Source organism: Chryseobacterium sp. PTM-20240506, from assembly GCF_048296755.1.
GTDB classification, from domain to species: domain Bacteria; phylum Bacteroidota; class Bacteroidia; order Flavobacteriales; family Weeksellaceae; genus Chryseobacterium; species Chryseobacterium proteolyticum.
On sequence record NZ_CP182581.1, the window covers coordinates 1,454,778 to 1,478,171 of the forward strand.

Genomic DNA, 23,394 nt, shown 5'->3' on the forward strand with positions numbered 1-23,394 from the left:
ATGAAGGCCCTAAAAAAACACAAATAATGTAAAAAAATCACATTGATTTTAAAGGTAAAGAATATTTCGAAATAATTGTATATTGGTCAAAACTAAAAAACATATCATGGAACAATCACACATCTGCCTTGTTGAAATACGGGGAATGGAAATCGCTGAAAAATCACTCGTTGCCTTTCAAAATTATACCATTACAAACTACGTTGTCACTAGACTTAAGGAATTAGAGCTGCATTATGATTCTGGAAAATTTTTGGAAATTTTTGGATCCGGCGATTCTAGCAAAATAAAGGACGGGAATGTATTTATGATTGTGAATGTGTTCAAAGACTTTAACCAAAACCAAATTCAAAATCATGTTCTAAGTGTGTTAACTAATTTATGGCGAATAAAAGACAATAGCGTACATACGGGTCAATTTTTCTACATACCATGTGATCCTAAAGGAACAGACTATTATAGAGGTACAATGCCAATTATATACAATTCTATTGGAAGTATCAACACTACACATTTCAGTCCTTCTGATTTTACAAATTTACTTTCTTATGTCAGAGAACTTCAAAATTGGCCAAGTAAATTACAGGTAGATTACAGCAAGGAAATGGAAGGAGGTGAATTAGGTTTATGGCAAAAAGTAATTAACTATAAAGACTTACACAGGGTGGAGCGATCGATGGCTTTCATAACAAATGCGAGAAGTGTAGGTTTATTACCATTAAAAATTACCAATTATATTGCATGTTTAGAATGTCTGTTTTCTACTAGCGATAGGTTTGTAAAAAGAAATACATCAGAAAGAACTTCGCTATTTTTAGTTCATCACAATACTGCTGACAAAGTACCTACACACAACTTTATTCAAGAGTGTTATAAGATAAGGTCCCAATATATCCACGGAGCGGAACTTGAAAACGACCTAAATTATGAGGAGTTTAATTCCGTAAGTATTGACCTCGATGAAATATGTAGAAAGGTTATGAATAACATACTTTCAAAAGGATTGTTTCTGTTCATCGGAAGCAAAACAGATATTGATAATTACTTTGATGGTATAGGGCCATATTAGTGGTTAAAACGAGGTACTAATATTAAATAATCCCCATTTAAGTAGGTGGGGATTATTTAATATATCCTATTTAATATTCAATTAATTTTTGGAATATTTTTTATACGCGGATGCTAATTTTTCATCATATTTATTTGCTTTATACCCGGAGCCATTATAGCCCTTTGCAAATGCATCCCAATCTTTATTTCTTAATTCATCATCAAGTTTATTATTGATAACGAAATTAACAAATGCATCCAATTGTTTTCCAGCTGACTCATACATCGCGTTGATAAAAGTCTGTAATGAGGAATAGCCGGCAAGTTTATAATTGAATCCCATAATTTGGAAACTTCCCCAGGAGGCAGAAGCAAGAGCTGCATCCCTATTGATTTTTGAAGCCTTTTGTAATCGAAGATGTTCTGCAGCTCCACCTTTGTAATATTTCTTGGTCCATTTTTCATAAAGAATATCTTCATTGCCTTTCAAATGTTCGAAGGGATTAATTCCTCTTTTTTTCAATTCCCTCCAAAAAACATGACCTTCAAACAAAATTTTAGGCTGGCCATCAGGTAAGAAGCCAGAACCACTACTTTCAACTTCGTTCACTGTTTTAACTGTTGCTATATCAGTTCTAAGTTTATTTGCAGAATTTCTTAAATCCTGCTCAGTAATTGTTTTCATCTTTTAGCAATTAATTTTAAAAATGGTATAAGACTTACTCCGGAAACGAACAATAAAACGTAAAGCCACCACATTGGTTTATTACTTTCCAAAGAAGATTTAAGATCTTTTTTTAATTCTTCATTTGTAGCCTGGAGATTAATTTTCTCTTTTTTTATTTCTGCAAGTTCTAATTCCATTGTTTTAATCCTTGATACTTGATCAGAAGTATTTTCAATATTTATTTCTGAGTTTTCATCAACTGGAATATTAGCTTCATTCCCTTTAGAATCTTTAATTGTCATGATCCTAGCTTTAGAGATGTCAGAATTGTTTTGAGGATCTGCACATTTGCTCGTTTTTGGAATGATGGAGATCTTACTTTTGGACAGGTCATAGATCTCTAAATTTGATTCTTTTCTACCAAACTTTACAGAAGCTTCAGAAGTAATATTTACTGAAGTATCTGAGATGGTTTTACTTTCATTTTTATCAACGGTCTTGTGTCGTGATCCACAGGAAAACAAAACAAAACTAAATACTATTATCTGCAGACTCTTTTTCATCTGATTGCGCTTTAATTAATTTGTTTAATATGTCTTCCTTTTTCAATACATCAATTATTTGACGGAAGCTTGCATCGGTTTTTCTACGAAGTTTTGCATCTCCTTTTTCCCTTACTGACTTTGCTTCAGTAAAAATTAAAGCTACAGCTCCTAATAAAGTTATTATCGGTAATGTTGACAAAGGAAATGGCATATAGTATGAAATAGGGAGTAGAGCATCAAAGATTAAAGCAAATACTAATAAAGCATAGTAGTAATTAAATTTTTGAATACTTCGTCTATATCCTTCCGATGAAGTATGTTCTCCTAATGCTTTGGATTTCTTTACCCCAAAGTAAAGATCTATTAGGATTGCAAGGAGTACACATCCCCAAGCACCTGAGACAACTACTAATTTAAGCCATAAAGCGGCATAATCATGTTTAATAAGTTCTAATATCATTTTAATTATATTTTACTGGTACAATTCCGACTAATTCTTCTTTGGTTCCGTCAAACTCAACCATTCTTAATTGGGTAAGTAGATCAGGAATATTCTGTGCTAAACAATAGCTGATATAAGTTTTACCATCAGCCTCAATGACATGGGGGGTTGCTGTCTGATCAGAAGTAGTCGCACTGGCATTCGTAGCACCATGATTTTTAATAACATCCGTTACTTCTATTAATTTCTGTTTATTGATCCAGTTTAATGGAACTGCATCAAAACATTCTGCATAATAGCAAGCTGTTGGAAGGTTTCCTGTTAGATCATGAGTTGCATGATAAAAAACCATCCATCGATCATTATTTATTGATCTCATTAATCTGGCTCCTCCGTACATCCCACCAGCTTTAACTTGTAGACTAGGTAATTTTTGGACAGTAGTCCATCCGCTTTCAAAGTTTTGAGATTTAACCAAATGCAATTCCCATATATCTGCAGGTCTACCTTCTACTAACCCATAGAAATAACCGTCAGGTTGTTTTTCTGGCCATATTCCAATGTTTGCAACTTTGGGCATATCTGAAATAAAAGAGCCAACTAAACTAAAATTTTTGCCGTCCGAGCTTTTATGAATATTACTTCCGGCATTATTCACATTATAATCTACTGCAGAAAAAACGTAAACATTATCATTATAGACACCAGCCCAGCAACCCATTGCGCGGGTTACACCTGCTTTACTACGATTTCCCCCAATAACAGCATCATTCGTGTACATCATATATCCACCATCTACTCTAGTTGATAATGCCACCCCGATACCACTATCTAAAACGACACTTGGGGTCGCTTTGTGGGCTGAAAAATAAAGATGATATATCCCTTTGAATTTCACAATACATTGTTCGGCATCATACTCAAAATAAGGATTTCCAATCAGGGCGTTTGGTAAAAGAACAAGTCCCTCTGTTGGAAAAACCTTGTCTTCTCCGGTCGTTAAATCAAAAGGATTTAAATAAGTTTCAGGTAAAGTAGAATCAGCCCATTTTAACATTCTGGCATTAGAGATCTCTCTGTTCCAATAAGTAATGTTTTTAACTTCTTGATTATTTGTTTGCGGAAATTTTAATTGAACTTTTGAAATTACTTTTCCTTTATTCAAAAATCCAATCTGAGTTCCATTTACATAACAGGCCATAAAATAGGCATTACCCTTAACACAGAAATGAACATATTTATTAGCATAATTAAATGCAATATTATTTGCTATCAAACCATCTCCAGTAATAGCAATACCGGATCCGCCTGCTACTATATTCATTGTAAAGCTTCCAAAATCAAAATTTGCTACCGTTACATTTGTACTGTACATATCAGGAAAACGAACTACAAAGCCCAATGAAAATGAGTACTTTGATTTTGATTCAAAGTTTCCAACAATTGAAGTTCCATCAATTGAAATGGTATTATTTTTCATGGCATCTTGTAAAGAAGGAAGATTGAAATATGAAATAACCCCTAAATCGCGGCTCCTCAATTTTGGAGAGGCTAGCCTATTCAATCGATTAAAGTCATTTGTGTTGATCTCTTTTACAAGCAAAACATCTTTCAATGTATTTCCATTGTAGACTTTATTAAAAACCTCTAAGGCAATATTCCCATTTTTTACTGTAATATTTCCTCCACTTATAGAATAATAGTTTCCACCATTATTATCAATGAAATATAATTTTGATGTAGAAGATGATGTTGTATAACCTATATAATCATCAGCTAATCCATCAAAATCAACAGCTACATCATTCCACCCAGGAACTAATGGGACATCCACTTTAATTGGAATAATAGATGTTCCTCTACGAGCAACAAAATTTCCAATTCCTGCATTTTCAACCTTGACTCTAAGTTTAGATAAATTCTGACTTGAATCAAGTTTTACGGTAAAAATAGAAGATCCGGTTCCGCTGGGAATTGATGTACTGAAGCTAACGGTTGATAAATCTTTTGAGATTAAAGAAACTTTCGATGAGCCTATCGTTTTTGCAACTTTATTAAACTGTGCTTCAGAAAACTCATCTGTCTGTGGAACATTCACTTCCATCTTTTCCCAGGTAGATCCATTATAAGAGAGTATGTTTACCTTTTTATCTGCGAGTATCAAACCTCCTGCATTTGAATAGGTTCCAGGATTTCCAAAAAACCATTTTTGAACACCTGGTGTTACTACAATATTGGATGACGGATTTACAACACCTCCAAAAGTCAGCGTTAACATATTCTTATCAGGAATAATATTTGCGATCGAAGTTAGAATTACATTCAATATAGGACCTGTTATTTCCTGAAGTTCATTACTTGTAATGTATTCGGCAATAGCATCTAAAATTTGTTGTTTAGTCATATTGTTTAAAAAAATCATTATTGAAATCATTATTGAAATCGCCTGGTGTGGCAATGTGATCAAGAGGCTTTTGATAAAGAAAAACTGAAGAATTACAGTTTAATGTTACTGCAGCTCCTGAATTGTCTTCGTATTTTTTACCCGACCAAACTTCTGCAGTTTCCATGAAAGCCCGATTGATTGAATGTCCAATTTGCCAGTTGTTTCCATTAGCGTCCTCGATAAAAAAAATTAATGGTATATTTTTACACCTCAGTATAAATCCCAGAACAGATGGAGCAAACCCCAGAATAAAAACTGATAGATTGGTTACAGACCTTTTTCTTTGCTTAGATCCATTCAAGGTGACTCTTAATTCATTTTCATCTACCAGGATATCAATAAACCGGAGCTGCTTATTTTTCTTCATAAGAATCTCATTGGTTATGATAATTTCACTTTCAAAAGATTCGCCAGGTATAGGTAAAGGAGTATAGAAAAAATGCGATGCCGGGGCAAAGTATAATCTCGTTCTAAGACCTGATATAAAATCTATATCCGGACAATGATTAATATTCTGTATGTTTATGTTTTCAAAGCTCATTACAAGCACAAAAAAACCGATATCACTACCGGTCTAAAAGGACATTAAATAAGGTAAATCCCTGAAGTCCTGGATTGCATTTTGCTTTCAGGAACAGGTCCCGTATAACATGGAAATTGTGCAATATTCCTTTTAATATAATCGGTGATCACTTTCATACTCGCATCACCAAGCTTTATAAAATCCTTACCAGACTTCGCTTTCATTTCAGGACTTAAAACCTGCGATTTCTGCCACGGAAGTTCCTCGTACTGTATTGCTATGGCATTTTGCAGAAAAACGAAATTTGGCATCAATGAAGCGTAATACAAGCCATAACACACATTAGCTTGTTTTAAAAATTTGTACAATTCAGGTTTTGCTTTGATCTGGTCAATACATTCTGGTTTTATTTTATCCAGGATATCCAAAGAATAAGACTGTTCCAAATATGCCAGAAGCATTTTAAATACCTTTGGAGAGTTTTTGATTGGATAAATTTCTTCAAACTCAGCAGGCGTTTTAATATGTTCGGAAACATTCGAAAAAAAAGGTATTGTATTTTTCAGTTCTTCTATTTCTGAAATCTTTGTCAGAGCTTCAGAAAACAATTTATCAGCAAATTTCAAAAGAGACAATCCAAGATCTCGAACGTCCCACCAGGGAGCTGCTTTCGATTTCTCTTGAGTAAATTCCTGTACGCCATAATTTGTGATATGAACTTTAATTTTCGGAATTGCCAGGATAAAAGAATAATGCACACATGCTTTTGTTAGAAGCCTAAAAATTTCTTTCTTGTTATCTTCAGTTTCCTTTTTTAACTGTAAATAAATTTCTTTCGGAACGATGTCAAATATTTCTGAGAACCCGAGCTCCTGATCAACCAGATTCCAATCAAATTCTCCAGGTAAAATAAAATATTCCGGGAGCGTAATTTTATCAATATAATATTCCATTTTTTTGTCGCATTTTTACACATAATTAATTGACAACTTTCTCTTGACCGTTTTTGTTTTTGTCTAAAGTTGTCAGATTTATGTTTGGAAACTTTCCAAACACAGTAAGATCCCAACCATTCCAAATTTTTATAATTTCAAAAATCTGAAGCGTTCGAATTTGTTTGATCGGAAGTTTAGCACAAAGAATTGTCCAGGCTTCTCTTTTATCTGATCCGGATCCACTCAGTGTTTTTCCTCCGAACGCTCCACCACTGATCAAACAAGGGTCAATACCCATTGCAGTTAGAATCTCATAATTAGCTGCAGAACCATCCAAAAGGAAGTCTCCATTAGATTGTGTTTGTGGAACTTCTTCGATCTGGATTCCTTTTATTTCTTTTCCGGTAGAATGATCAATAAAAAACGGTGAAATGATTGATTTCCCTCCAGCTTTATTTCCTTGCAAATTATCATGAATAAGATCTACAAGTTCAGTTCTTTTCTTTTGTCTTTCCTCCGGAGAAAACAAGTTCCAGTCCTGGCCATAAACATGTGAAAAATATTGATCTGAAATATGAATCAAATATTTAATGTTCAGCTGCTGTTCGAACATTGCTTTCTTAAAAGCAGGTATGGACAGAACAACATCAACCCAACCATTTTTGAATGAAGCATGCCACCCAACAGATGGATAAGATTTTTCAACCAATAAGGTGTCAATAACAGGAATAGTGAATTTTCTGATTCCTTTTTGCTTACAATAAGCTTTTATTTCTTCAACTGGAATGTTAGCATTAAAACAAGGAATAACAGTTGTCTTTTTTTCATCATACTTCTCCCAATCTGTATTCACTCCAATATTATTGATAATCCCATTCGGATCCGGAGTTTGGAAACGGCAATCAGCTGCTTTAATACGTCTTACAGAAATAATCTGATCACCATTTGGAGAAAGTAAATATTCGGGAAATGCAACACGGAAAACCTCATAATCCATAATGATCTCCGACAGAGTAATATTAAAGTTTGTCCGATAATAAAATACTGCGATATCAGGAAATGAATCAACCAGTCTTTCCTTAAAAATGATAGCCTCTTCCGTTTCTGTTCCCTGGTAAAGACGGAATCCGGTTCCAAAGTGAGCAGCTGTTAAAACTTCCAAACCACCTATGGCAATATTTGTCTTCTTAAGTTTTTCAGCGAACTCCTGAGGATAGAGATTATTATCACCCCACGGAAGCCATTTTCCACCAATTAAAGAATCAGTAATATTTGGTTTAAATGTGGAGTGTACCGGATCTGTTGTTTTGTTAAAAAAAATTGCAGTTTTATTATTTAATCCGCCAACTGCATAAATGTCTTTTGAGATTTCCATCAGTTTAGACGACGTCACAGCCGTTAAATTTTATAATGAATAGAATATTAATTTTCTTAATGCCTTCATCCGTCTTTATATTCCGGGTTCTATTATCGAAGTGATTAGGATTCTTAAAAGCTCTATTTTGAGATAATCGGATTTTTCCAGGGGTCTTTGGAGCTTGCATCAAAACTGCATTCTCATATGTTATCAATTTTCCTCCGGATTTATTTTGACTGTTATAGGTTCTGACTGAAATTGTAAATGGAACCGGATTTTTATTTGGATCCAGTTTTTTCATTTCCGTGAGAACTTGACTCAAAAAGATTGCTTTTTGCATGAGCCAAATATCAAACTGAACGCTTTCCAGAGAAAGGACATTGATTTATTTTCTCATTTTACATATTCCATTCTCATGATGAAAAAACATAATTGAAAGATTATTAATAAATTAAACTCATAATCATGCGCGCAAAACAGAGTTTTTTATCATTATGCGAGCGTTAACCACAGGCCGCCTTATCTCTTTCTACACTTGCAGTTTTCGATTTTCACGAAATATGCCCCTAGGGGCAGGCAGAAATCGCCAAAAACGCCATAAAATAGGGCATTTTCAAGGTTTTCGCACAAAAAAGCCTGCTACTGCAGGCCTATTAGCTTAATATGAGGTTGGTCACTGGATAAGATGATTGATATCTCGCATCAACAAGATGATAGAACTGCCAGTACAGGTTGTAATCTAGCGTATCACTGAAGTGGGTTGCATGCTCCTGCAGTATAGTCTTACTCCTTTCGGATGACTTATCCTTCTCAAAAGCATCATCACCCTTTAAGGGAGCATTCTCCATCGAAATAATCAGGTTAGGACAGTTATCAACATTGATCCTTATTGAAGGAAGTCTGTGATCTGTTTCTGCAAGTATAGTATTAATTAGCTGATACTTTTCAGCATGTGGAGGATTGTTTGTATTCGGTGTCTTCTTGATCACCACCCATCCTGCTTTTGTGAGCTTATTGATAACATCTTGTGCCAATGTGGTTTTACTATTTGCCTCTTTATTGTTTCCATACCTATCATAGTATAGATGAATCACATTACTGCTCGCTTTATGTGGTTCATAGTAGTCAATAAAGTCTTGCACCAGATCATCCAGGATATCAGGATTCTTCCGGAAGAATTCTTTAACAAAATTGATCGAGTTCTGCATGGCCGAAAACTGAGCTACAGTCATACAGTTTATCTTTCCACCAAAGTCAAGATTTAATTGGAGAGGAACATTCTTTATCAGATCAGTATCATACTTACAGCTCGGTACAAACTTTTCAGTTACCCCGCCCATTAGATCAATGTTATACTTATGTTGATAGTAATGCTTAGCCTTTAATTGAGCATAGAATCCATCTTTAACACCCCTAGGCCTTATATTCATAATCTCAGCATTGAACTGAGTCTTTGAAAGGGCTTCTTTCTGCATGTCCTGGATCCAACCATCCTTTAGGTTATGAGCGTTCACAAATGCATTGGCCTGGATAAAACAATACTTTTTAGGATCCTCTTTTGCCAGCTTTTCTCTATTGGTGAACCATTCACCTTTTTTAGTCATTGCAACTGATGAAACAAACACTTGAGCATGTAGCATAGAAGCGTTACTAAAAATTGCCTTCTTTGCTCTATTGGTTGTCAATACGTTATCATACAAACGTTCATAAGTCAATAGTGCAGCTTCATCACCTATAACCCAATAAGAATTTAATCCTCTTCCGGAGTTTGGATTGTCAAGAGATACCAGAACCGCAATAGCTCCATTTCTAAAATGTATCACATTCGACCAATTGGACGGAGCCTGAAAAGGCATCTCAAACCCCTCTTCTTTACCACACCTCCCAACTACATAGTCAAACCCTTCATAAAGACCAAACATCTCCATACCTTCTTTTGTCGACGGAAGAGTTCTGGATTTAATCTGAACAAATGTTTCCCCTACAATAATACCGGTAGAACGTGGCATTTGCTTTACAGCTTCTTTTATAAACCACCCCAGTACAGTAGACTTTCCCGTTCCTCTGGCAGCCTCGATATTGATGTTAGGAATTTTGAATTTCTTATTTGACAAGACCGCTGCGGCTTGCATTAAATTCAACTCTATATTCCTGACGGGCATATTGTGATATAGTACGGCATTACTCATAGTCCTCCTCGTTTTCGTCTTCGTCTTCTTCAGTAATTTCTTTCCACTCGATATCCTCTGCCTTCAGGTTATTAAAATTAACTACACCTCCTTCAAACATATCTTTTAAAATTCTTTCAGCACCTCGAGGTAATTTTAAATTATATGTAGAAGCTTCAAGTTTTCTTGGATCAACTTTGGTATTGTCTTGAAAGTCAAATAAAGATTCATATTTTGTCCAGGCTTTTAATGCTATCTCCAGCTTACCCGCTTTAAGAGCTTTTAGGTAGATATCGTGAAAGCCTTCTGCTATAATTACTTTTTCAGCTGCAGCATCGGCCTTTTCTATACTTCCGAAAAGCTCCATAGCTAAAGAATAGTCCCTGTAAGCAGTTGACTGTGAAACTTTATGATCACGCTCTATAATCCTTATTGTTTGTTTAGCCGAATATTTATTATCAGATCTTAGAGCCCAGATATGTTTTAATCTATCTTTCTTTTTTTCTTCAGCAGGTGTTAACTGTACAGATGTTTCATCTATATACCAGGCTTTAATCTTTTGGAAAGCGCTATCTTTCGTGTACTTAACAATATCCATATCACGAAAATATTTGTCTGAAAAAGTGTCTGAAAGGACAGTAATAGGAACTAAAGTGTAATATTGTAATCCTATTATTTATTAGATAATTACAAAATTTCAGTAAAGTGTAATTGTAAAATTTGATGCAATTTTGAAACTGTAATTGTAAAATTCTCCAGCACGAGCTGGAGAATAAAAGTTTATGATAACAACAATGCTAGTTGCCTGAGACTGCTAGTATACTGACAATTTTTTAATTATAAAAATAATTTCTACACATTTAGATTAAATCTAGCAGATTCCCCCATCAGGAGCTTTTCTGTTTCAGGAATATTATTTTCGTAAATATGAACATTGCCTAGGAATAAAGTAATGCTTTTCACCGGTAAATCTATTTGCTTACTGATCAGATATAAATGATAAATATCACTTGGAAGTCCTAGACTGGCATCAGAGCTCCTTTGATATGCTGATATCACTAATTTATCTTTTTCGACCTGAAACTGGATTAATGAAAGACAAGGTTGTTGATTGCTTTCAGAATTATTGGATCCTAAAAACAAAACATAATTTTTAGAGCTTCGTTTTTCCTTATTGATCTTTTTAATAAGGGGCGGTAACTGCTCAAAATAGGTTGGATAACTATTAACCAGGATAGGACCACAATAATCCCACCAGGATATCCCTTTGCTTCGATATTGATCGGTTAATCTTTCACCTGACATGAACAGCTGCAGTTCATCTTTTAATTTCTTTTTGGCTAATCCATGTCCTTCAAACAATTCCAAAAGATCTATCGGTTTCAATTCTATCTTCTCATTAATGAGATAGGTTATTTTACCCTTTTTATTGTCCTGAATTTTTCCCTGGGAAAGAATTTTCTCTAAAATCCCGTGATACTTATTAATTCTCATTTTTTATATATAATTTTGTAGTTCTCACCTTTCAACGCGCGTTAACTTCACAAAGAAGACTAAAGTCCTCCGCGTGGAGTTTTTGCGCTCTAAATTTGAAAGGTGAGATGTTCAGGTTTGCGGAGGATATTTTCCTCCATTGAGAATTACAGACAATATTCTATTAAGTTTCACTTTAGATAAAGGACAAAAAAAACTCTCAGCCGTATTGCTGAGAGTTCATAACTATCTATTTGATTTTTGCCTTAAAAAAGGCTGTTAGTATTCAAATTGAAAATTTGGAATATATTCCTCTAATAAATAATTCAGATCAGTCGATCTAATTAACTCTTTAAGGTAAGATAACCTTGGATATTCTCCATTATATAACCTTTTTTCCAACGGTAGATATTGTGTATCAATAATCAAATTTGACTCATCTAAAACAAAATAAACATCAATGCCCATTTTTCCTTTAAAACTAATTATTTCTGGTATCTGCCCTTCTTGAGTAATAAAACCACCTGCCTGTAATAAAATTTTTTTTATTTTATTTCTACTGTGATTAAATTTAAATAGAAAGCTAAAAATACATGTCTCATGAATATTTCCAGGTTGATAATCAACAGTGCATTTAAATAATTCAGACATATCTTCGACAGGTTCAGTTTTTAAAGCTCTCAAATTAAATTTTTGCAGAGAATTTAAAACACAATTTATTTCGTTATCTACAATAATTTCCGCTCTCAAACCATTAATATTAATTGATCTCTTTTCTAAAATACAATCGGTTTTGTAGTTGTGTGTACACATAATTTTACATTTTGGATAAAAAACGGAACACCCGGAATTTAACCGGGTACCAGGTTATCTCCATTGTTTAAGCGCGCCCTGAGCAATAACGTTCTGCCATGTTCCTTGCAACAAATAAAAACGTTGTCTGCTAATTGTGCAATAGTTGTTTTATTTTTTCATGATCCAATATGAATTCCTGCAGCTGCTCTTTTTTACGATTAAGAGAGCTTACTCTTCTGTTAAAAACCGGATCTGATTCTTCAGGAAGTGACTCTTCCATCCTTCGAATAGTTTGTTTTCTTCGGCTGATCGAAGATTCTAAATTTCTTCTTTCCTGGTCCAGCTGTAGCGGAGTCAAATCCTTAAAATCATTTTTACTTTCAGTGGGTAAAATATGCTTATGAATTAGATAATGATCTAAAATTTTCTTACAGGTATCAAATCTTTTAAACAGATCAATAATTTTATTCTGGATCTCAAGGGCTTTTTTTTCTTCTGCACGTTCAACCTTGTTAAGATCAAGTTTTAAACTGCAGTACTTAAACCAAATATCTATAGTTTCATTATAGGTAGAATGAAGCTCTACAGGAAACTGCATTATTTTCCCAATAAATTTAGGTGTCTCTGGATCTAATTTTATTGAAATTTCTTTTTCCGGAATGACTTTTTTTTCTTCAAATGTGGCTTTAGGTTCTATCTTTTGAAGTTTTGAAAGGAGATAGACTATCCTGGATCTATTTTGTAAAGTAGAAGTTTTATGAAGTTTAGCCAGTCTCGGATCTCCTCCTGAAGAAAGGTACAATTCTATATTTTCGGCGTGTGTTCTCATAATAAAAAAACCTCCCGGATCAGGAGGTTTTATTCTATTTTGTTTAAATTATTTTTTCTTGACTTCTGCAGGAACCTGACCCTTTGGTGAACTCTTCAGTAATGACTTCAAGGTCTCCAGCTCGGCTTTGTATCCTAAAGGAGTTCTTACATCAATTAGGCTCTGGATCTGTTCGCTTGAATAATCTTTAAGTAAGTCAGCTGCATTATCTTTTTTTAAGCAAAAAGCATAATTTCCAGCCTCCCAAAGTTCTAAAGCGTTTTTTGGAACTTCCTCCAATATAGTTCTTGAACCATCCACTCCGATCATTACAGATCCTTTAGTTACAGTAAGTATTAAAAATTGATTTGTATCAGACATAATTACGGAGTTACAGGTTCGTCTGCTAAAATTGTAATAGGACCATCATAAGCATATAAAGGACCATTTGAAATTACGTTAAATGCTGTTCCAGCACTTTCTTCGTATTTCTTTGCAGTTGTAGCATCAGCCTTTGTCATATATGCATCAAGTAAAGCCCATTTCTGGCCTGTACTATCTGTAATAACATAACACATAGGTGTGTTCTTATGTCTTTTAATAAAACCTACGTTTCTTTTAATAAAATTAGGAAGCATTCCATCAAACTGAGCTTGATCTTTAAGGTTACCTTTATTACCAACTAAGTTACTTTTTAGTTCGTTTTCATCGATAACCAAAGTAGTTTCTTTAAATCCTTTTCCAGTATCCGGAACAAGTCCCGTTGCAGGAATTGTGATACTATCAGCATATGAGGTTGTTTCTATAACTGTAGGCTTTGTTACAGTCTTAAGTTGAGCCATTGGAATGTATGCTACGTTAGCTTTTACACCTCCCACAACTTCATTATTTGGGCAATAACCCATATTTTCGGTTCTTACCGTTGCGAATGAACAATTATCTGCCATCTTATTAAATTTTGTTGATTAAACCAAGTCCTCCTCCAATGATCTGAAGGAGCACATCTTCGTTGTCAATAATCTCTTGGTGTTTCCAGCCTTTCCCATCAAAAAGGATAAGTTCCGGAGCATCTACGTCGAATTGATATTCCTCATCATCGTAAGTACATTTCAAAGGCTCTATAGCCTCTTTTATATCTTGACTTGTGGAATCAGTATGATTTTTAAATTCTTCTTTTTCAGCTTCGAATTTTATTCTCTCTTGATTTAAAGTTTCGACGTCAGAATTAAATCCTTCAACCTTTTCATTGAATTCTTTTTCTTTTTCCTCCAGATCCGTAAAACCTTCAGCTAACTTTTTAGCTTCAGAAAGAACACTTTCTTGAAAATCTTTTTTCTCTTTTTCGAAATCTTGTTTTTCTTGAGCTAAAGTTTCAGCCTGGAGCTTCAGTTCTGCTTCTTTTTCAGAAAGCTGCTCCTCAATTAGAGGAGCGGCTTTTTTTTCAGTGATCTTCTTTTCCATTACACAGTAAGTTTTAACTCGTTAGGGTAATACAGCTTATTTTGAGCAGCATTATTAAGACCTCTTTTCTTTGTAGCATCAGAAGTTTCAACAAATACATATTGGTTGACCGCGAAATCATACCCTAAATGAAACTGGATAAAAATCTTCATATCATAATCCTGGATCTGAACATCATCAATCTGAGCAGGATTATCTTTTCTATCATACAATCTGAATAGATTTCCATCAACCCATGCAATCATTTTGGTTAATCCTGGAACTCCGATTAGGTTTCTTCCGTACTTTGTTTTTTTCCTGTAAGCAGCATTATAATCAATAACTTGATCAGAAGGAGTTTCACGAGCTTCAACATAATCCTGGAAGACTTCAAAAGGAACTAGGATGTTAGAAATACTTGCATTTGCAGGAAAACTTCTTTCAAATGCGTTTACTTTAGCAACTGGATCATTTGCCAAAGCTGCATCGATAGGTATGAAGAAAGCTGGGTTTGTAGTATCTGCAGCAATTCCCGCAACTACTTCGTTAATACCATCCAATGCCTTTGCTGAGTCTGGATTTGGAGATCCTACCTGCGCCGGATCAAATTTTCCCGTAATTGAAACATTTGATAACTCAGAGGTCATCTTGCCACCAATCATATCCACAATATATTTGGAAATGGGCATTTCATTAGGCTTTTTATCTTCTTCCCACATATCCTCAACCCATGAGCCGTAGACTTCATAAGGATTGATTGGAAGATTCACTTTTAAATGGAAGTTCTTCGCAGTTTTGTTATTGAACTGAATAGATCCGAATGCGGTCCACTTATCAGAGAAAGCCTGGATCAAGTTTGTCATTAAAACAGAAGGAAATGACCATTTTCCTTTTACTTTAGATAATGGCTTTGCGAGCTGATTTAAGAGAATGTCTTTTGATAAAACTGCTGGGGTTAAAGCCATTGGGTTGGCTTTACCATAGCGAATTACTTCATTCTTGATTGCATTTACATCAATATTTTCTGGCATGTCAATAAAATTTAAAGTTGGTTATGTGGTGCGGTTGGATCATAGAAGCCGTTTTGCAATCCGTCAGATGGCTTTTCTTTGCCGTCTGTTTGAATGATTGAATGAGTTTCCTTAGAGTCACCATATTCTTTACACTTTGTTCCCAGAACTTCAATAGCCTGGGCTACAGTTTGCCCTTCAGTCGCTGCAATTCCATTTAGACTTAATGCAGCTGTTAAAGCTTCCTGAACAGCAGTTTCTTTTGCTTCAAAACCGGTAACTTTTGCCTGAAGATCTGCTAATGATTCAGCACCTTCAGCTGTAGTATTTTCAGTCTCTTTTTTTTCTAAAGCGTCTTCGATTAATTGAAGCTGCTTATTGTCAAGTTTTACATGAGCTTCACCTGATCCCCAAAAATTATTGTGGAATGTGAAAGCTTGTAATCCTAAAACAGCTAGTACTTTCTTCATTTATTTTGATTTTTAAAATTTTACTAAAGCATCTTCAAGAGTTCCGATTTCGTTGATTAAGCCGACAGAAAGCGCCTGTTTTGGAGTGTAAGTTTTTCCTTTCATGACCAATCCATCGTCCTTCAATGTTTCCTTCATGTTTTCCTGCATTCTGGAAATGAAGTCAGCTGTCATTTCTTTGAGCCTTTCTTCATAAGCTTTTGAATCTCCTGCCTGGAGATCTCGGAATTCTTTGTTTTTTTCTGTGGATTGTGGAGCGTAGATTTCATACATGGTAGCGCCCCATTTTTCGAACATTTTTGAGAAATCTTGATAAGAAAGCATGGTTCCGATAGAACCAATTAAGTCGGCAAAAGGATTTGCCATTCTGAAATTAGCTCCGGAAGCGATATCCATAGCGGCGGAGCACATATAACCTCCGGTGTACGCAATAGTTGGCTTGCTTAAATTTTTGATTGTGTGGGTTAGTTCCGCGGTTCCGGATACCATTCCGCCTCCAGAGTCAATATTCAGTACAATTCCTGAAACAGATTGATTTCTGTCAAGTCTTCTTAAAATTGCAATGATGTCCTGAGTTCCTAAATAGTACCAGGATGAATATTTTATGATCGGACCATTGATATCTAAAACAACCGGGAAAACGTCAGCTCCAGAAGACATTGCAGAACTTGCCTGCATCTCGATCTTACTCTGAGCTTGCTGTACAATACTTTCAGCTGAAGAAAAATTCTTTTGCTGATATCCAGAAATGATATTCGTGATAGTAGACAGTAGATAATTTTTATCTATTGCCAGAGGTTGGTTTAAAAAAATATTTTGTCCGTGCATCTTATTGATTTCACGGACAAATATGTTTTTACATTAAAAGTTTGGAAAGGACAGTTATTCTTCCTTTGAAGTTGAATATTTACCTAAACAGAAGAATAATAGAATTGAGGCAAAAGTAAATCCTCCCAGGATTAAGTATACCCAATTTGTAAAGTTGGATATATTAAAGAATTGACCATTTGAGCCCTTACTATAAATTACTGCAGGATCCTTAATAACATTATTAAAGATTTCAACGTATCCAACTATAGATAAAGCCAAAATTTCTAACATAAAAAAAATAGCGAATGACGTCGCAAACCTACCTTTTGTTTTTAAAAGTAATTTCATAAAGTATTTATTTTAGGTTTTAAAATTGTTTCTCCAGATATTGCAATAGTGTATTCATCATTTCCAGAATCATCTTCATTTTTGTTGTCGATAAAATCTACTCTTAATGATTCCGTAGCATTTCCAAGCAAAGTTCTAACGGTATTAGCCAGAAAGACCACAGCAAAGCCTTTCTTATTAAAATATTCTTCGCACTTTTCAATATTTTCAATTGACATATCAAGTAAGGGAAAACTCACGTCAACATCAGTGAAAGGATTCCCATTTCTTGTTTTGGAAGAGATCTTCCTGGAGAAAGTAGCAGGAACTATATCTTCAAAAATGTATAGAGCTTTTGATCTTTCGGGAAAGATCCCATTGTAAGCATTAATGTAGAGAACATCATCTGCATTATATATTTCCACTGATCTTATTTCGCGGAAAAAGTTTTCAAGCTTGTTAAAAAATACTTCCATTTTTTTGTCGCAATTTTACACAGGTTTTTTACTTAAACTTTTTAAGATTTTGGTTTTTATATCGATTAAAATCTTTCCGAATTGTCTCGTATGAAAGCTCATCTTCAGTGATATCATACAAATCCAAAAAATTTTGAATAGTCGTTTTAAAATCTATTCCGTAATTAATTTCGTTTGTAATAGCTTCAGTATAGAGTTTTTCTCTGATATCCCGTTCGATTGCTTTTGAGATCTGATATGATCTACTCTGGTTGTGCTGAAACCCTTTCCGGTTAGCTTTATCAATTCCCACCTTCAAACTGAAGTATGTGATATCCGGATTTGCCCTTTTGTAAGTATAATTCCGGTCAGATTTCTTTTGTAACGTATTTAAAACAACCATTCCAAGTAAAGTATCCTCCCGAGCTTTATAATCGTCACCATATTTAAACTGGAGAATTTTTTTTACATACCTGGGAACAGATAGATGTAAGGTGATTTGTTGCATATAATAAAATTGGTATTAACCGCAAATAAAAAACAAATCTGCTTACGGGAAAGCATAAAAAACACGTAATAATGCACTTATAAAAGTGTAATTGTGTAAACCTCCCAAGCCTAAAGTTTTTACAGCAATTTTTGAAAGTGTAAACTAATTCTGAGCGAGTTTTCAATTGTGTAATCCTATATTTTATTACAGATAATTCTGTAATTCTTAAATAAGTTACAATCTTTAAAAAAAAGTGTAATTAATAGATTTTCAAATCTTTGCCAACTTAATTACAGAATTACACTTTCATTCAATAAATTTTTTAGTGGTGGAGAGGAGAGGGAGGTGCAAAGCGTGTTCCCAGGTATTTAAAAAAAGGAATCCCCGGCTTTCGCCAGGGATGGGTTTTTTATTGATTTTCTGTAAGGATGTAAGGGCTTATTATGCCATAACCATGTATTTTGACACTAAATCCCTTCCAGAATAATCTTGACGATTGCATGCATCTTCAAGAACTTCCTGAGGACAATTTTTAAATAGGTGAATTACTTTTTTCAAATCCCTATCACATAAATCTGAATATAAAACATAGATATTCGTTCCTCTAAGCGTTTTATACTTCTTTAGGTATGCAGCAATAGTAAGTGCAGTGCCTGGACTTGTTTCTGGGTTCAAGAAGACAGTCATTAAAAAATCTAAAGCTCCAGGATTCCCACCTGACCATTCTATTAGTTCATTCATAATGTATTTAATTTTTAGCTGTTATGCGAATATGTTCAGTTGTTTTTCCGTTAATAAGTTTCATTATCCGGTCTTCGAATCTAAAACCATTATACTGAGACCAGACTCTCATCTGTTTTTTAAATCCGTTAGAAGTCATATAACCTAGTATTTTAGGGCTACAACTTTTCATAGATTCCATCGCACTGTCTTTCGGTACATCAAGGCTTAATAAGCATGAAAAGTAGTAATTTGCCCATTCTTTAAATACTTCAGATAGATAAGTTTCCTTTTCTTCATCCTGAAGAGCGTTCTGATTGATCAGCTCTCTCTTTACTTCAGAATAAGCTGCTACGAATTCATCTTTTTGAATTTCAATAGTATCTCCAGAAAACAGTTCCTGCAGTAAGCGTGAATGCACTGCAATACCGATGCTGTGGATACCTTTTGTTACCTGTAACACCTCATTTTCGTTCAGTACTTTATAGAATATGGGAGATCTTTGATTTTTTAAATATTTTGTCATTTTTAATAGATTGGAGGGTTACTATCAATTACTTTATAATGTGTCAGTTCGGCATTTTGCCACATTCTTAGAAGATCATCTGGTGTTCTGGTCCTGGATGAACCAATTTGATATCCTGTACCCTCCAGAAATATACAGGTTATGCACAAAATTGTTTTCTGAGGGAAAGAGTCCAAGGATTCAATTTTAATCCATTCGTTGTTGTTTTCAATTCCTTTTAGCTGTATTGGTCTCCAGAATTCGCAATGAACTTCACACTCTGTCACTTCATCAAAACCTAAATCTTTTGGAGATAGATTCATTCTATTCCGAGACCTATCAACCCAATGGTGTACTGTCAAAATATGCTTTTGCATTGAATATGTTAGCAAATTCCAACTTTCTCCGAAAGCTTCTTGTATTTTTTGTTCTTTTGTCATTTTCAAGGTTTTAGTTTTCTTCATTCCAGGCTTCCAGTGCTTCTATTGCCGATTGGAGATCACATTCAATTTCTTCCAATTCAGCAGTTCGTTCTTGAAATTCTTCTCCAGCTTCGCTTTCTTGCCATTTTTCTGACCTATTCTCAAATTGTTCTTCTCTTTTCTCAACGGCATTAGCCACTTTCTCAAGTTCCTGGTTCAGTTTTGTTGTACTTATTTTCATTTTATTTTATTGTTTTTTGTATTACTTTTTTATCTTCTAAGAATCCAATCAGGGTAAAAGCTTCAGCATAACTGAAGTAGTACCCAACTTTTCCGGAATATTCCTTTTTAAAATAATCGAGGGTGTCAAGCTTTTCCGGAATTAAACGCCTGGCATATTTTCCCTGGTCTTCTTTGGTCATTTCTGAACCTTCATACAAGAACCCCAACAATTGACTACTTCTGTAAATTCCATACAGCCACTCATCACTCTTTTTAAGATGAACCCCTAAAACATCCAGTCCCAGAAAAGCAAGATTAATTGGAAGGGGATCTTTATCATTAGATGAAAGGATCTTCGCTGGAACCGTCATCTTTTCCTTCAGGGAATCTAATGACTGATTGTTTAAGTGTTTCAAATTCTGCATCAACGTTAATGATTGTAATATGTTCTGTTGTTTTCTTTTTAGGCTTTCCATTTTCAAGAATCTGATTTCCGTTAGAATCTCTTACATCTAAATTTTCCATGATCCTATCCTGGAACTCATAGCCATTCACCTTACACCAGATCCCGGTTTTTTTCTTAAAGGCGTTAGAAGTCATATTTCCGAGATACTTCAGGTTTTTAGCTTTAGCAGCCTCCAGAACATCATCTTTAATAAGTTTTCGCCCAATGACTTCTGGATAGAATTCATCAGCCCATTCTTTGAAGTGTTGTCCCATGTCACTCATGTAAGCTCTCATTTTAATATTTCCGTCCGGAGCCTCAATTTTTGCATCTTGTTGTAAGTAAAATTGGCATGAATGGAATACAAAGTTTAAGAACTTGAACCATTGATCAGTCTTCCAGTCCAAGAAAAGAGAATTTCCAAAATCATCCTTTGGATCTCTTTTTTCTCTTTCATCATTTGAGGCGTGATAATAATCGGAGAAACCCATAATAAGACGACGACGTGTAGAAGATCCTCTCTGATCTTTTATTGCGTAATTTGTAGAAACACCAAACTTTGGTGAATTCCTGTAAGCGAGGTTAACTTTTGCTTCAAATTTTTCATTAACTGTAAGCTTTGAAGTGATCACTGAGAAGAAGCTCTCAAGACTGAAATTTTTTCGAACATCATCGAATAAAATAAAATCGGTATGCTGATTGACACCTTCGAATAAGAATTTATCATTTTCTATATCTCCTTTCCCGTCAATATCATGTCTATTCATGAAAAATCGCATGGCTTCGAAAAATAAAGATTTTCCAGCTCCTCCTTCTGCAACATCGTCTTCAATGACAGCATTATCTGCAGCGAAAATTACCCATGGTCTTGTAGGATCCTTGAATCTGTGAGCTGCATATCCAAATGAAAATATTTTGTTGATTAAGTGCTGTTTTTGCTCTGTGTTCTCATCATCAGAAAGATATTTTCCTGTAATTTTAAATAAAGATTCCTTATAAAAATCATCTTCTTTTTTACCATCTTCAATATATCCGGCTCTATCTTTTTCCCAATGGATCCTTGATACCTGGATTAAGTAATTCAGAAAGTCGCAATTTTCTTCCAGGATCTCGATATCATAAAGATTGTCTCCTTCTTTGGTTATTTTAAAATATGGAGTCTCAATTTTAAAATCTTTTATTTCCCTGGCTGTAATATCGTGATCAGTTTCCTCCTTAATAAGATTATTGATAAGCTGAGACTGCAGCACATAATTTTTAAAACTTTTTTCTTCAGTAATTCCTTCTGCAGAAATATTAATGATCCTATCCCCTAAGAAAAAATACTGATTGGTAGGACTAAAATCTGTGAAATCCAGAGAGCGGTTATGCATATTTGCTAAATGTCCGTCAGTGATCTTCTGCGAAGTAATCATCATATTCAATAAAGCATGAGGAATTTCCCGAATTCCAAGATCGTCTTGTTTTGCCAGAAGAAAATTCCTAAAGAAATCTTTGATGAGTTGAGTTGTTTTTAATTCTTCTACAACATGTCCGGCTACACGGGCGAAATAATAACCATCTTTCCTGGAAAGGTCATCAATCCTACAAAAGCCATTTAATCGCAAAAAATTGAAAGCATAGATGTGATGAAAGTTATAAGTAGCTCTCCCCTTATCACTGAGGGACACCTCCCAGAACTGAGCAGGCATTGAAAGACTGAGCATTTTTCTTACTTCATAGGTAATCTGAGATTTAGTTTTACTCTGATTATGCCTCATGAAATCTTTAAAATCTTTTTGTCCGGAGGTTTTAAGATATTTATCCAGCCAAAGAGTTTTCATTGGAAGATTTTGCAATGCAAGCTCTCCACCCTCTCTTTTACCAGTCTGATCTGTGTCTGGAATATTTATGACTTCGTGAGCCATTTCATGTAATTGTTTTAAAAGAAAACGATCAACATTTGAAGTTTCAGAATTAAACCAGATTACAAATTCTCCAAGGCTAAGAAGATTAATACCATCACTACCACCAGTAGCAATACAAATTCTTTCCAGTTTGAAATTTATATCAGAAGTACTTATATTTCCTGGAATAACTTCCTTTCCGGTATCTTCAGATTTTTTCTTCGCTATCTTTTTTCTCTCATTTTCAAATTCTTTCTGATAAATTTTTTTTATCCTTTCAAGCCCAAAAATAAATCCTTTGGGTCTTCCTCCTACATGTCTAAAACGACGATCTTTATCATCATCCTGGTATTTTTTAGCTCCTTTTGGCATATAGATTTTAAGCCATTGTCCAATACTTTCGTCTTTATTTATAAATGCCAGGATAGGAAATTTATCAGTTGCAATAAAACGGAACACTTTGCCTTTTTCCTCATTCAAGTAACTATATTCAACTAATGAATGAAGATTGATTTCTGAGCAATTTTCAGCTGTCACATGAGGTCCTAAAAGCTGAAGCTCGTATTCATTAAAATCTTTGGTTTCAAAATGAAATTTTTTATCATTAAGTTCTACTGGGCAATCATCAAGATCATATTCCCGAAACTCATATTTATAGAAGGTTCTATTATCCTCAAAGATTTCGATACCCGTTTCACCTTGTAGAGTTCTTCCAATTTCCAAAATAGCTTCATAGTAGGCTACATTATTCTCTAATGCATAAATACCAAAACAGTCCTGAGCGTTTATAGTTCCACCCCAATCCGTAACCCTCCAGCGATCTTCTACAAATTTCATAGAAGCAGAAGGAGTTTTTTCGTCATGTCGAATTTTAAAGTTCTTTTTGGTATCAGCTTCCGGATAAAATTTTAAAATTTCATCAAGTCCGCCGTTTGTTGCACGCAGAATTTTTCCAGCTGCCGTCTTTAATGAGTCACTCATCT

Annotated in this window: 29 protein-coding genes; 1 reads left to right on the forward strand and 28 read right to left on the reverse strand. The window is 34.5% G+C overall.

Annotated features, from left to right (window positions below):
* The first annotated feature begins 106 nt into the window (after nucleotides 1-106).
* Nucleotides 107-1,069, forward strand: a complete 963-nt coding sequence (locus ACNFU2_RS06445) for a hypothetical protein (RefSeq protein ID WP_418124233.1) — start codon at nucleotides 107-109, stop codon at nucleotides 1,067-1,069.
* Nucleotides 1,070-1,150: 81 nt separating this feature from the next.
* Here ACNFU2_RS06445 and ACNFU2_RS06450 read toward each other — a convergent pair whose 3' ends face one another.
* From ACNFU2_RS06450 to ACNFU2_RS06585, 28 genes are all read right to left on the reverse strand, one after another.
* On the reverse strand, nucleotides 1,151-1,735 hold the full coding sequence (locus ACNFU2_RS06450; RefSeq protein ID WP_418124235.1) for an N-acetylmuramidase family protein: 585 nt from the start codon (nucleotides 1,733-1,735) through the stop codon (nucleotides 1,151-1,153).
* The gene (locus ACNFU2_RS06455; protein ID WP_418124237.1) at nucleotides 1,732-2,280 is read right to left on the reverse strand and encodes a hypothetical protein; all 549 of its coding nucleotides are present in this window, start codon (nucleotides 2,278-2,280) and stop codon (nucleotides 1,732-1,734) included. The genes ACNFU2_RS06450 and ACNFU2_RS06455 overlap by 4 nt, the downstream gene beginning before the upstream one ends.
* Nucleotides 2,249-2,722, reverse strand: a complete 474-nt coding sequence (locus ACNFU2_RS06460) for a phage holin family protein (RefSeq protein ID WP_418124239.1) — start codon at nucleotides 2,720-2,722, stop codon at nucleotides 2,249-2,251. The genes ACNFU2_RS06455 and ACNFU2_RS06460 overlap by 32 nt, the downstream gene beginning before the upstream one ends.
* A gap of 1 nt (nucleotide 2,723) precedes the next feature.
* The gene (locus tag ACNFU2_RS06465) at nucleotides 2,724-5,108 is read right to left on the reverse strand and encodes a hypothetical protein (RefSeq protein ID WP_418124241.1); all 2,385 of its coding nucleotides are present in this window, start codon (nucleotides 5,106-5,108) and stop codon (nucleotides 2,724-2,726) included.
* On the reverse strand, nucleotides 5,101-5,517 hold the full coding sequence (locus ACNFU2_RS06470) for a hypothetical protein (RefSeq protein WP_418124242.1): 417 nt from the start codon (nucleotides 5,515-5,517) through the stop codon (nucleotides 5,101-5,103). Before ACNFU2_RS06470 ends, ACNFU2_RS06465 begins: the two co-directional genes overlap by 8 nt.
* Before the next feature lie 218 nt (nucleotides 5,518-5,735).
* Nucleotides 5,736-6,626 (reverse strand): DUF6712 family protein, encoded by an 891-nt coding sequence (locus ACNFU2_RS06475; protein WP_418124244.1) that lies wholly within the window; start codon nucleotides 6,624-6,626, stop codon nucleotides 5,736-5,738.
* Nucleotides 6,627-6,651: 25 nt separating this feature from the next.
* On the reverse strand, nucleotides 6,652-7,983 hold the full coding sequence (locus ACNFU2_RS06480; protein WP_418124246.1) for a hypothetical protein: 1,332 nt from the start codon (nucleotides 7,981-7,983) through the stop codon (nucleotides 6,652-6,654).
* Nucleotides 7,984-7,987: 4 nt separating this feature from the next.
* A complete protein-coding gene (locus tag ACNFU2_RS06485; RefSeq protein WP_418124248.1) occupies nucleotides 7,988-8,287 on the reverse strand; it encodes a hypothetical protein in 300 nt (99 codons plus the stop codon).
* A 331-nt stretch (nucleotides 8,288-8,618) separates the two neighbouring features.
* Nucleotides 8,619-10,154 carry a hypothetical protein gene (locus ACNFU2_RS06490; protein WP_418124250.1) on the reverse strand — a complete coding sequence of 512 codons (1,536 nt, stop codon included), beginning with the start codon at nucleotides 10,152-10,154 and terminating at the stop codon, nucleotides 8,619-8,621.
* Nucleotides 10,147-10,731 (reverse strand): hypothetical protein, encoded by a 585-nt coding sequence (locus ACNFU2_RS06495; RefSeq protein ID WP_418124251.1) that lies wholly within the window; start codon nucleotides 10,729-10,731, stop codon nucleotides 10,147-10,149. Before ACNFU2_RS06495 ends, ACNFU2_RS06490 begins: the two co-directional genes overlap by 8 nt.
* Before the next feature lie 254 nt (nucleotides 10,732-10,985).
* Nucleotides 10,986-11,627 carry a thymidylate synthase gene (locus tag ACNFU2_RS06500; protein WP_418124253.1) on the reverse strand — a complete coding sequence of 214 codons (642 nt, stop codon included), beginning with the start codon at nucleotides 11,625-11,627 and terminating at the stop codon, nucleotides 10,986-10,988.
* Nucleotides 11,628-11,885: 258 nt separating this feature from the next.
* Nucleotides 11,886-12,419 carry a hypothetical protein gene (locus ACNFU2_RS06505; RefSeq protein WP_418124255.1) on the reverse strand — a complete coding sequence of 178 codons (534 nt, stop codon included), beginning with the start codon at nucleotides 12,417-12,419 and terminating at the stop codon, nucleotides 11,886-11,888.
* Nucleotides 12,420-12,549: 130 nt separating this feature from the next.
* A complete protein-coding gene (locus ACNFU2_RS06510; protein WP_418124257.1) occupies nucleotides 12,550-13,230 on the reverse strand; it encodes a hypothetical protein in 681 nt (226 codons plus the stop codon).
* A gap of 48 nt (nucleotides 13,231-13,278) precedes the next feature.
* Entirely contained in the window at nucleotides 13,279-13,590 is a 312-nt protein-coding gene (locus ACNFU2_RS06515; RefSeq protein ID WP_418124259.1) for a hypothetical protein, read from the reverse strand.
* 2 nt (nucleotides 13,591-13,592) lie between these two features.
* Nucleotides 13,593-14,156 carry a hypothetical protein gene (locus ACNFU2_RS06520; RefSeq protein WP_418124261.1) on the reverse strand — a complete coding sequence of 188 codons (564 nt, stop codon included), beginning with the start codon at nucleotides 14,154-14,156 and terminating at the stop codon, nucleotides 13,593-13,595.
* A 4-nt stretch (nucleotides 14,157-14,160) separates the two neighbouring features.
* Nucleotides 14,161-14,670 (reverse strand): hypothetical protein, encoded by a 510-nt coding sequence (locus tag ACNFU2_RS06525; protein WP_418124263.1) that lies wholly within the window; start codon nucleotides 14,668-14,670, stop codon nucleotides 14,161-14,163.
* Nucleotides 14,670-15,680 carry a hypothetical protein gene (locus ACNFU2_RS06530; protein ID WP_418124264.1) on the reverse strand — a complete coding sequence of 337 codons (1,011 nt, stop codon included), beginning with the start codon at nucleotides 15,678-15,680 and terminating at the stop codon, nucleotides 14,670-14,672. The genes ACNFU2_RS06525 and ACNFU2_RS06530 overlap by 1 nt, the downstream gene beginning before the upstream one ends.
* An 11-nt stretch (nucleotides 15,681-15,691) precedes the next feature.
* A complete protein-coding gene (locus ACNFU2_RS06535) occupies nucleotides 15,692-16,129 on the reverse strand; it encodes a hypothetical protein (RefSeq protein ID WP_418124266.1) in 438 nt (145 codons plus the stop codon).
* Nucleotides 16,130-16,141: 12 nt separating this feature from the next.
* On the reverse strand, nucleotides 16,142-16,957 hold the full coding sequence (locus ACNFU2_RS06540; RefSeq protein ID WP_418124268.1) for a S49 family peptidase: 816 nt from the start codon (nucleotides 16,955-16,957) through the stop codon (nucleotides 16,142-16,144).
* Nucleotides 16,958-17,011: 54 nt separating this feature from the next.
* Complete coding sequence (locus tag ACNFU2_RS06545; RefSeq protein WP_418124270.1) at nucleotides 17,012-17,287, reverse strand: hypothetical protein; 276 nt, start codon at nucleotides 17,285-17,287, stop codon at nucleotides 17,012-17,014.
* Nucleotides 17,284-17,742, reverse strand: coding sequence for a hypothetical protein (locus tag ACNFU2_RS06550; protein WP_418124272.1), 459 nt, complete (start codon nucleotides 17,740-17,742; stop codon nucleotides 17,284-17,286). Before ACNFU2_RS06550 ends, ACNFU2_RS06545 begins: the two co-directional genes overlap by 4 nt.
* Nucleotides 17,743-17,770: 28 nt before the next feature.
* Nucleotides 17,771-18,229, reverse strand: a complete 459-nt coding sequence (locus ACNFU2_RS06555; protein ID WP_418124274.1) for a hypothetical protein — start codon at nucleotides 18,227-18,229, stop codon at nucleotides 17,771-17,773.
* Between the two features lie 423 nt (nucleotides 18,230-18,652).
* Complete coding sequence (locus ACNFU2_RS06560) at nucleotides 18,653-18,952, reverse strand: hypothetical protein (protein WP_418124276.1); 300 nt, start codon at nucleotides 18,950-18,952, stop codon at nucleotides 18,653-18,655.
* A gap of 7 nt (nucleotides 18,953-18,959) precedes the next feature.
* The gene (locus ACNFU2_RS06565) at nucleotides 18,960-19,457 is read right to left on the reverse strand and encodes a hypothetical protein (RefSeq protein ID WP_418124278.1); all 498 of its coding nucleotides are present in this window, start codon (nucleotides 19,455-19,457) and stop codon (nucleotides 18,960-18,962) included.
* 2 nt (nucleotides 19,458-19,459) lie between these two features.
* Complete coding sequence (locus ACNFU2_RS06570; protein ID WP_418124280.1) at nucleotides 19,460-19,759, reverse strand: hypothetical protein; 300 nt, start codon at nucleotides 19,757-19,759, stop codon at nucleotides 19,460-19,462.
* A 127-nt stretch (nucleotides 19,760-19,886) separates the two neighbouring features.
* Nucleotides 19,887-20,099 (reverse strand): hypothetical protein, encoded by a 213-nt coding sequence (locus ACNFU2_RS06575; protein WP_418124282.1) that lies wholly within the window; start codon nucleotides 20,097-20,099, stop codon nucleotides 19,887-19,889.
* A gap of 1 nt (nucleotide 20,100) precedes the next feature.
* Nucleotides 20,101-20,451, reverse strand: coding sequence for a hypothetical protein (locus ACNFU2_RS06580; protein WP_418124284.1), 351 nt, complete (start codon nucleotides 20,449-20,451; stop codon nucleotides 20,101-20,103).
* The gene (locus ACNFU2_RS06585; protein ID WP_418124286.1) at nucleotides 20,420-23,392 is read right to left on the reverse strand and encodes a primase-helicase family protein; all 2,973 of its coding nucleotides are present in this window, start codon (nucleotides 23,390-23,392) and stop codon (nucleotides 20,420-20,422) included. Before ACNFU2_RS06585 ends, ACNFU2_RS06580 begins: the two co-directional genes overlap by 32 nt.
* Between the last annotated feature and the right edge of the window lie 2 nt (nucleotides 23,393-23,394).

Bases quoted from the DNA above. Each gene is read 5' to 3' on its own strand.
- ACNFU2_RS06580 (WP_418124284.1), bottom strand. From the start codon at position 20,451: ATGACGGTTCCAGCGAAGATCCTTTCATCTAATGATAAAGATCCCCTT.
- ACNFU2_RS06450 (WP_418124235.1), bottom strand. From the start codon at position 1,735: ATGAAAACAATTACTGAGCAGGATTTAAGAAATTCTGCAAATAAACTT.
- ACNFU2_RS06515 (WP_418124259.1), bottom strand. From the start codon at position 13,590: ATGTCTGATACAAATCAATTTTTAATACTTACTGTAACTAAAGGATCT.
- ACNFU2_RS06495 (WP_418124251.1), bottom strand. From the start codon at position 10,731: ATGGATATTGTTAAGTACACGAAAGATAGCGCTTTCCAAAAGATTAAA.
- ACNFU2_RS06445 (WP_418124233.1), top strand. From the start codon at position 107: ATGGAACAATCACACATCTGCCTTGTTGAAATACGGGGAATGGAAATC.
- ACNFU2_RS06490 (WP_418124250.1), bottom strand. From the start codon at position 10,154: ATGAGTAATGCCGTACTATATCACAATATGCCCGTCAGGAATATAGAG.
- ACNFU2_RS06520 (WP_418124261.1), bottom strand. From the start codon at position 14,156: ATGGCAGATAATTGTTCATTCGCAACGGTAAGAACCGAAAATATGGGT.
- ACNFU2_RS06455 (WP_418124237.1), bottom strand. From the start codon at position 2,280: ATGAAAAAGAGTCTGCAGATAATAGTATTTAGTTTTGTTTTGTTTTCC.
- ACNFU2_RS06550 (WP_418124272.1), bottom strand. From the start codon at position 17,742: ATGGAAGTATTTTTTAACAAGCTTGAAAACTTTTTCCGCGAAATAAGA.
- ACNFU2_RS06570 (WP_418124280.1), bottom strand. From the start codon at position 19,759: ATGAATCTATCTCCAAAAGATTTAGGTTTTGATGAAGTGACAGAGTGT.
- ACNFU2_RS06540 (WP_418124268.1), bottom strand. From the start codon at position 16,957: ATGCACGGACAAAATATTTTTTTAAACCAACCTCTGGCAATAGATAAA.
- ACNFU2_RS06480 (WP_418124246.1), bottom strand. From the start codon at position 7,983: ATGGAAATCTCAAAAGACATTTATGCAGTTGGCGGATTAAATAATAAA.
- ACNFU2_RS06460 (WP_418124239.1), bottom strand. From the start codon at position 2,722: ATGATATTAGAACTTATTAAACATGATTATGCCGCTTTATGGCTTAAA.
- ACNFU2_RS06560 (WP_418124276.1), bottom strand. From the start codon at position 18,952: ATGAATGAACTAATAGAATGGTCAGGTGGGAATCCTGGAGCTTTAGAT.
- ACNFU2_RS06505 (WP_418124255.1), bottom strand. From the start codon at position 12,419: ATGTGTACACACAACTACAAAACCGATTGTATTTTAGAAAAGAGATCA.
- ACNFU2_RS06555 (WP_418124274.1), bottom strand. From the start codon at position 18,229: ATGCAACAAATCACCTTACATCTATCTGTTCCCAGGTATGTAAAAAAA.
- ACNFU2_RS06475 (WP_418124244.1), bottom strand. From the start codon at position 6,626: ATGGAATATTATATTGATAAAATTACGCTCCCGGAATATTTTATTTTA.
- ACNFU2_RS06525 (WP_418124263.1), bottom strand. From the start codon at position 14,670: ATGGAAAAGAAGATCACTGAAAAAAAAGCCGCTCCTCTAATTGAGGAG.
- ACNFU2_RS06470 (WP_418124242.1), bottom strand. From the start codon at position 5,517: ATGAAGAAAAATAAGCAGCTCCGGTTTATTGATATCCTGGTAGATGAA.
- ACNFU2_RS06565 (WP_418124278.1), bottom strand. From the start codon at position 19,457: ATGACAAAATATTTAAAAAATCAAAGATCTCCCATATTCTATAAAGTA.
- ACNFU2_RS06530 (WP_418124264.1), bottom strand. From the start codon at position 15,680: ATGCCAGAAAATATTGATGTAAATGCAATCAAGAATGAAGTAATTCGC.
- ACNFU2_RS06510 (WP_418124257.1), bottom strand. From the start codon at position 13,230: ATGAGAACACACGCCGAAAATATAGAATTGTACCTTTCTTCAGGAGGA.
- ACNFU2_RS06535 (WP_418124266.1), bottom strand. From the start codon at position 16,129: ATGAAGAAAGTACTAGCTGTTTTAGGATTACAAGCTTTCACATTCCAC.
- ACNFU2_RS06575 (WP_418124282.1), bottom strand. From the start codon at position 20,099: ATGAAAATAAGTACAACAAAACTGAACCAGGAACTTGAGAAAGTGGCT.
- ACNFU2_RS06465 (WP_418124241.1), bottom strand. From the start codon at position 5,108: ATGACTAAACAACAAATTTTAGATGCTATTGCCGAATACATTACAAGT.
- ACNFU2_RS06545 (WP_418124270.1), bottom strand. From the start codon at position 17,287: ATGAAATTACTTTTAAAAACAAAAGGTAGGTTTGCGACGTCATTCGCT.
- ACNFU2_RS06585 (WP_418124286.1), bottom strand. From the start codon at position 23,392: ATGAGTGACTCATTAAAGACGGCAGCTGGAAAAATTCTGCGTGCAACA.
- ACNFU2_RS06500 (WP_418124253.1), bottom strand. From the start codon at position 11,627: ATGAGAATTAATAAGTATCACGGGATTTTAGAGAAAATTCTTTCCCAG.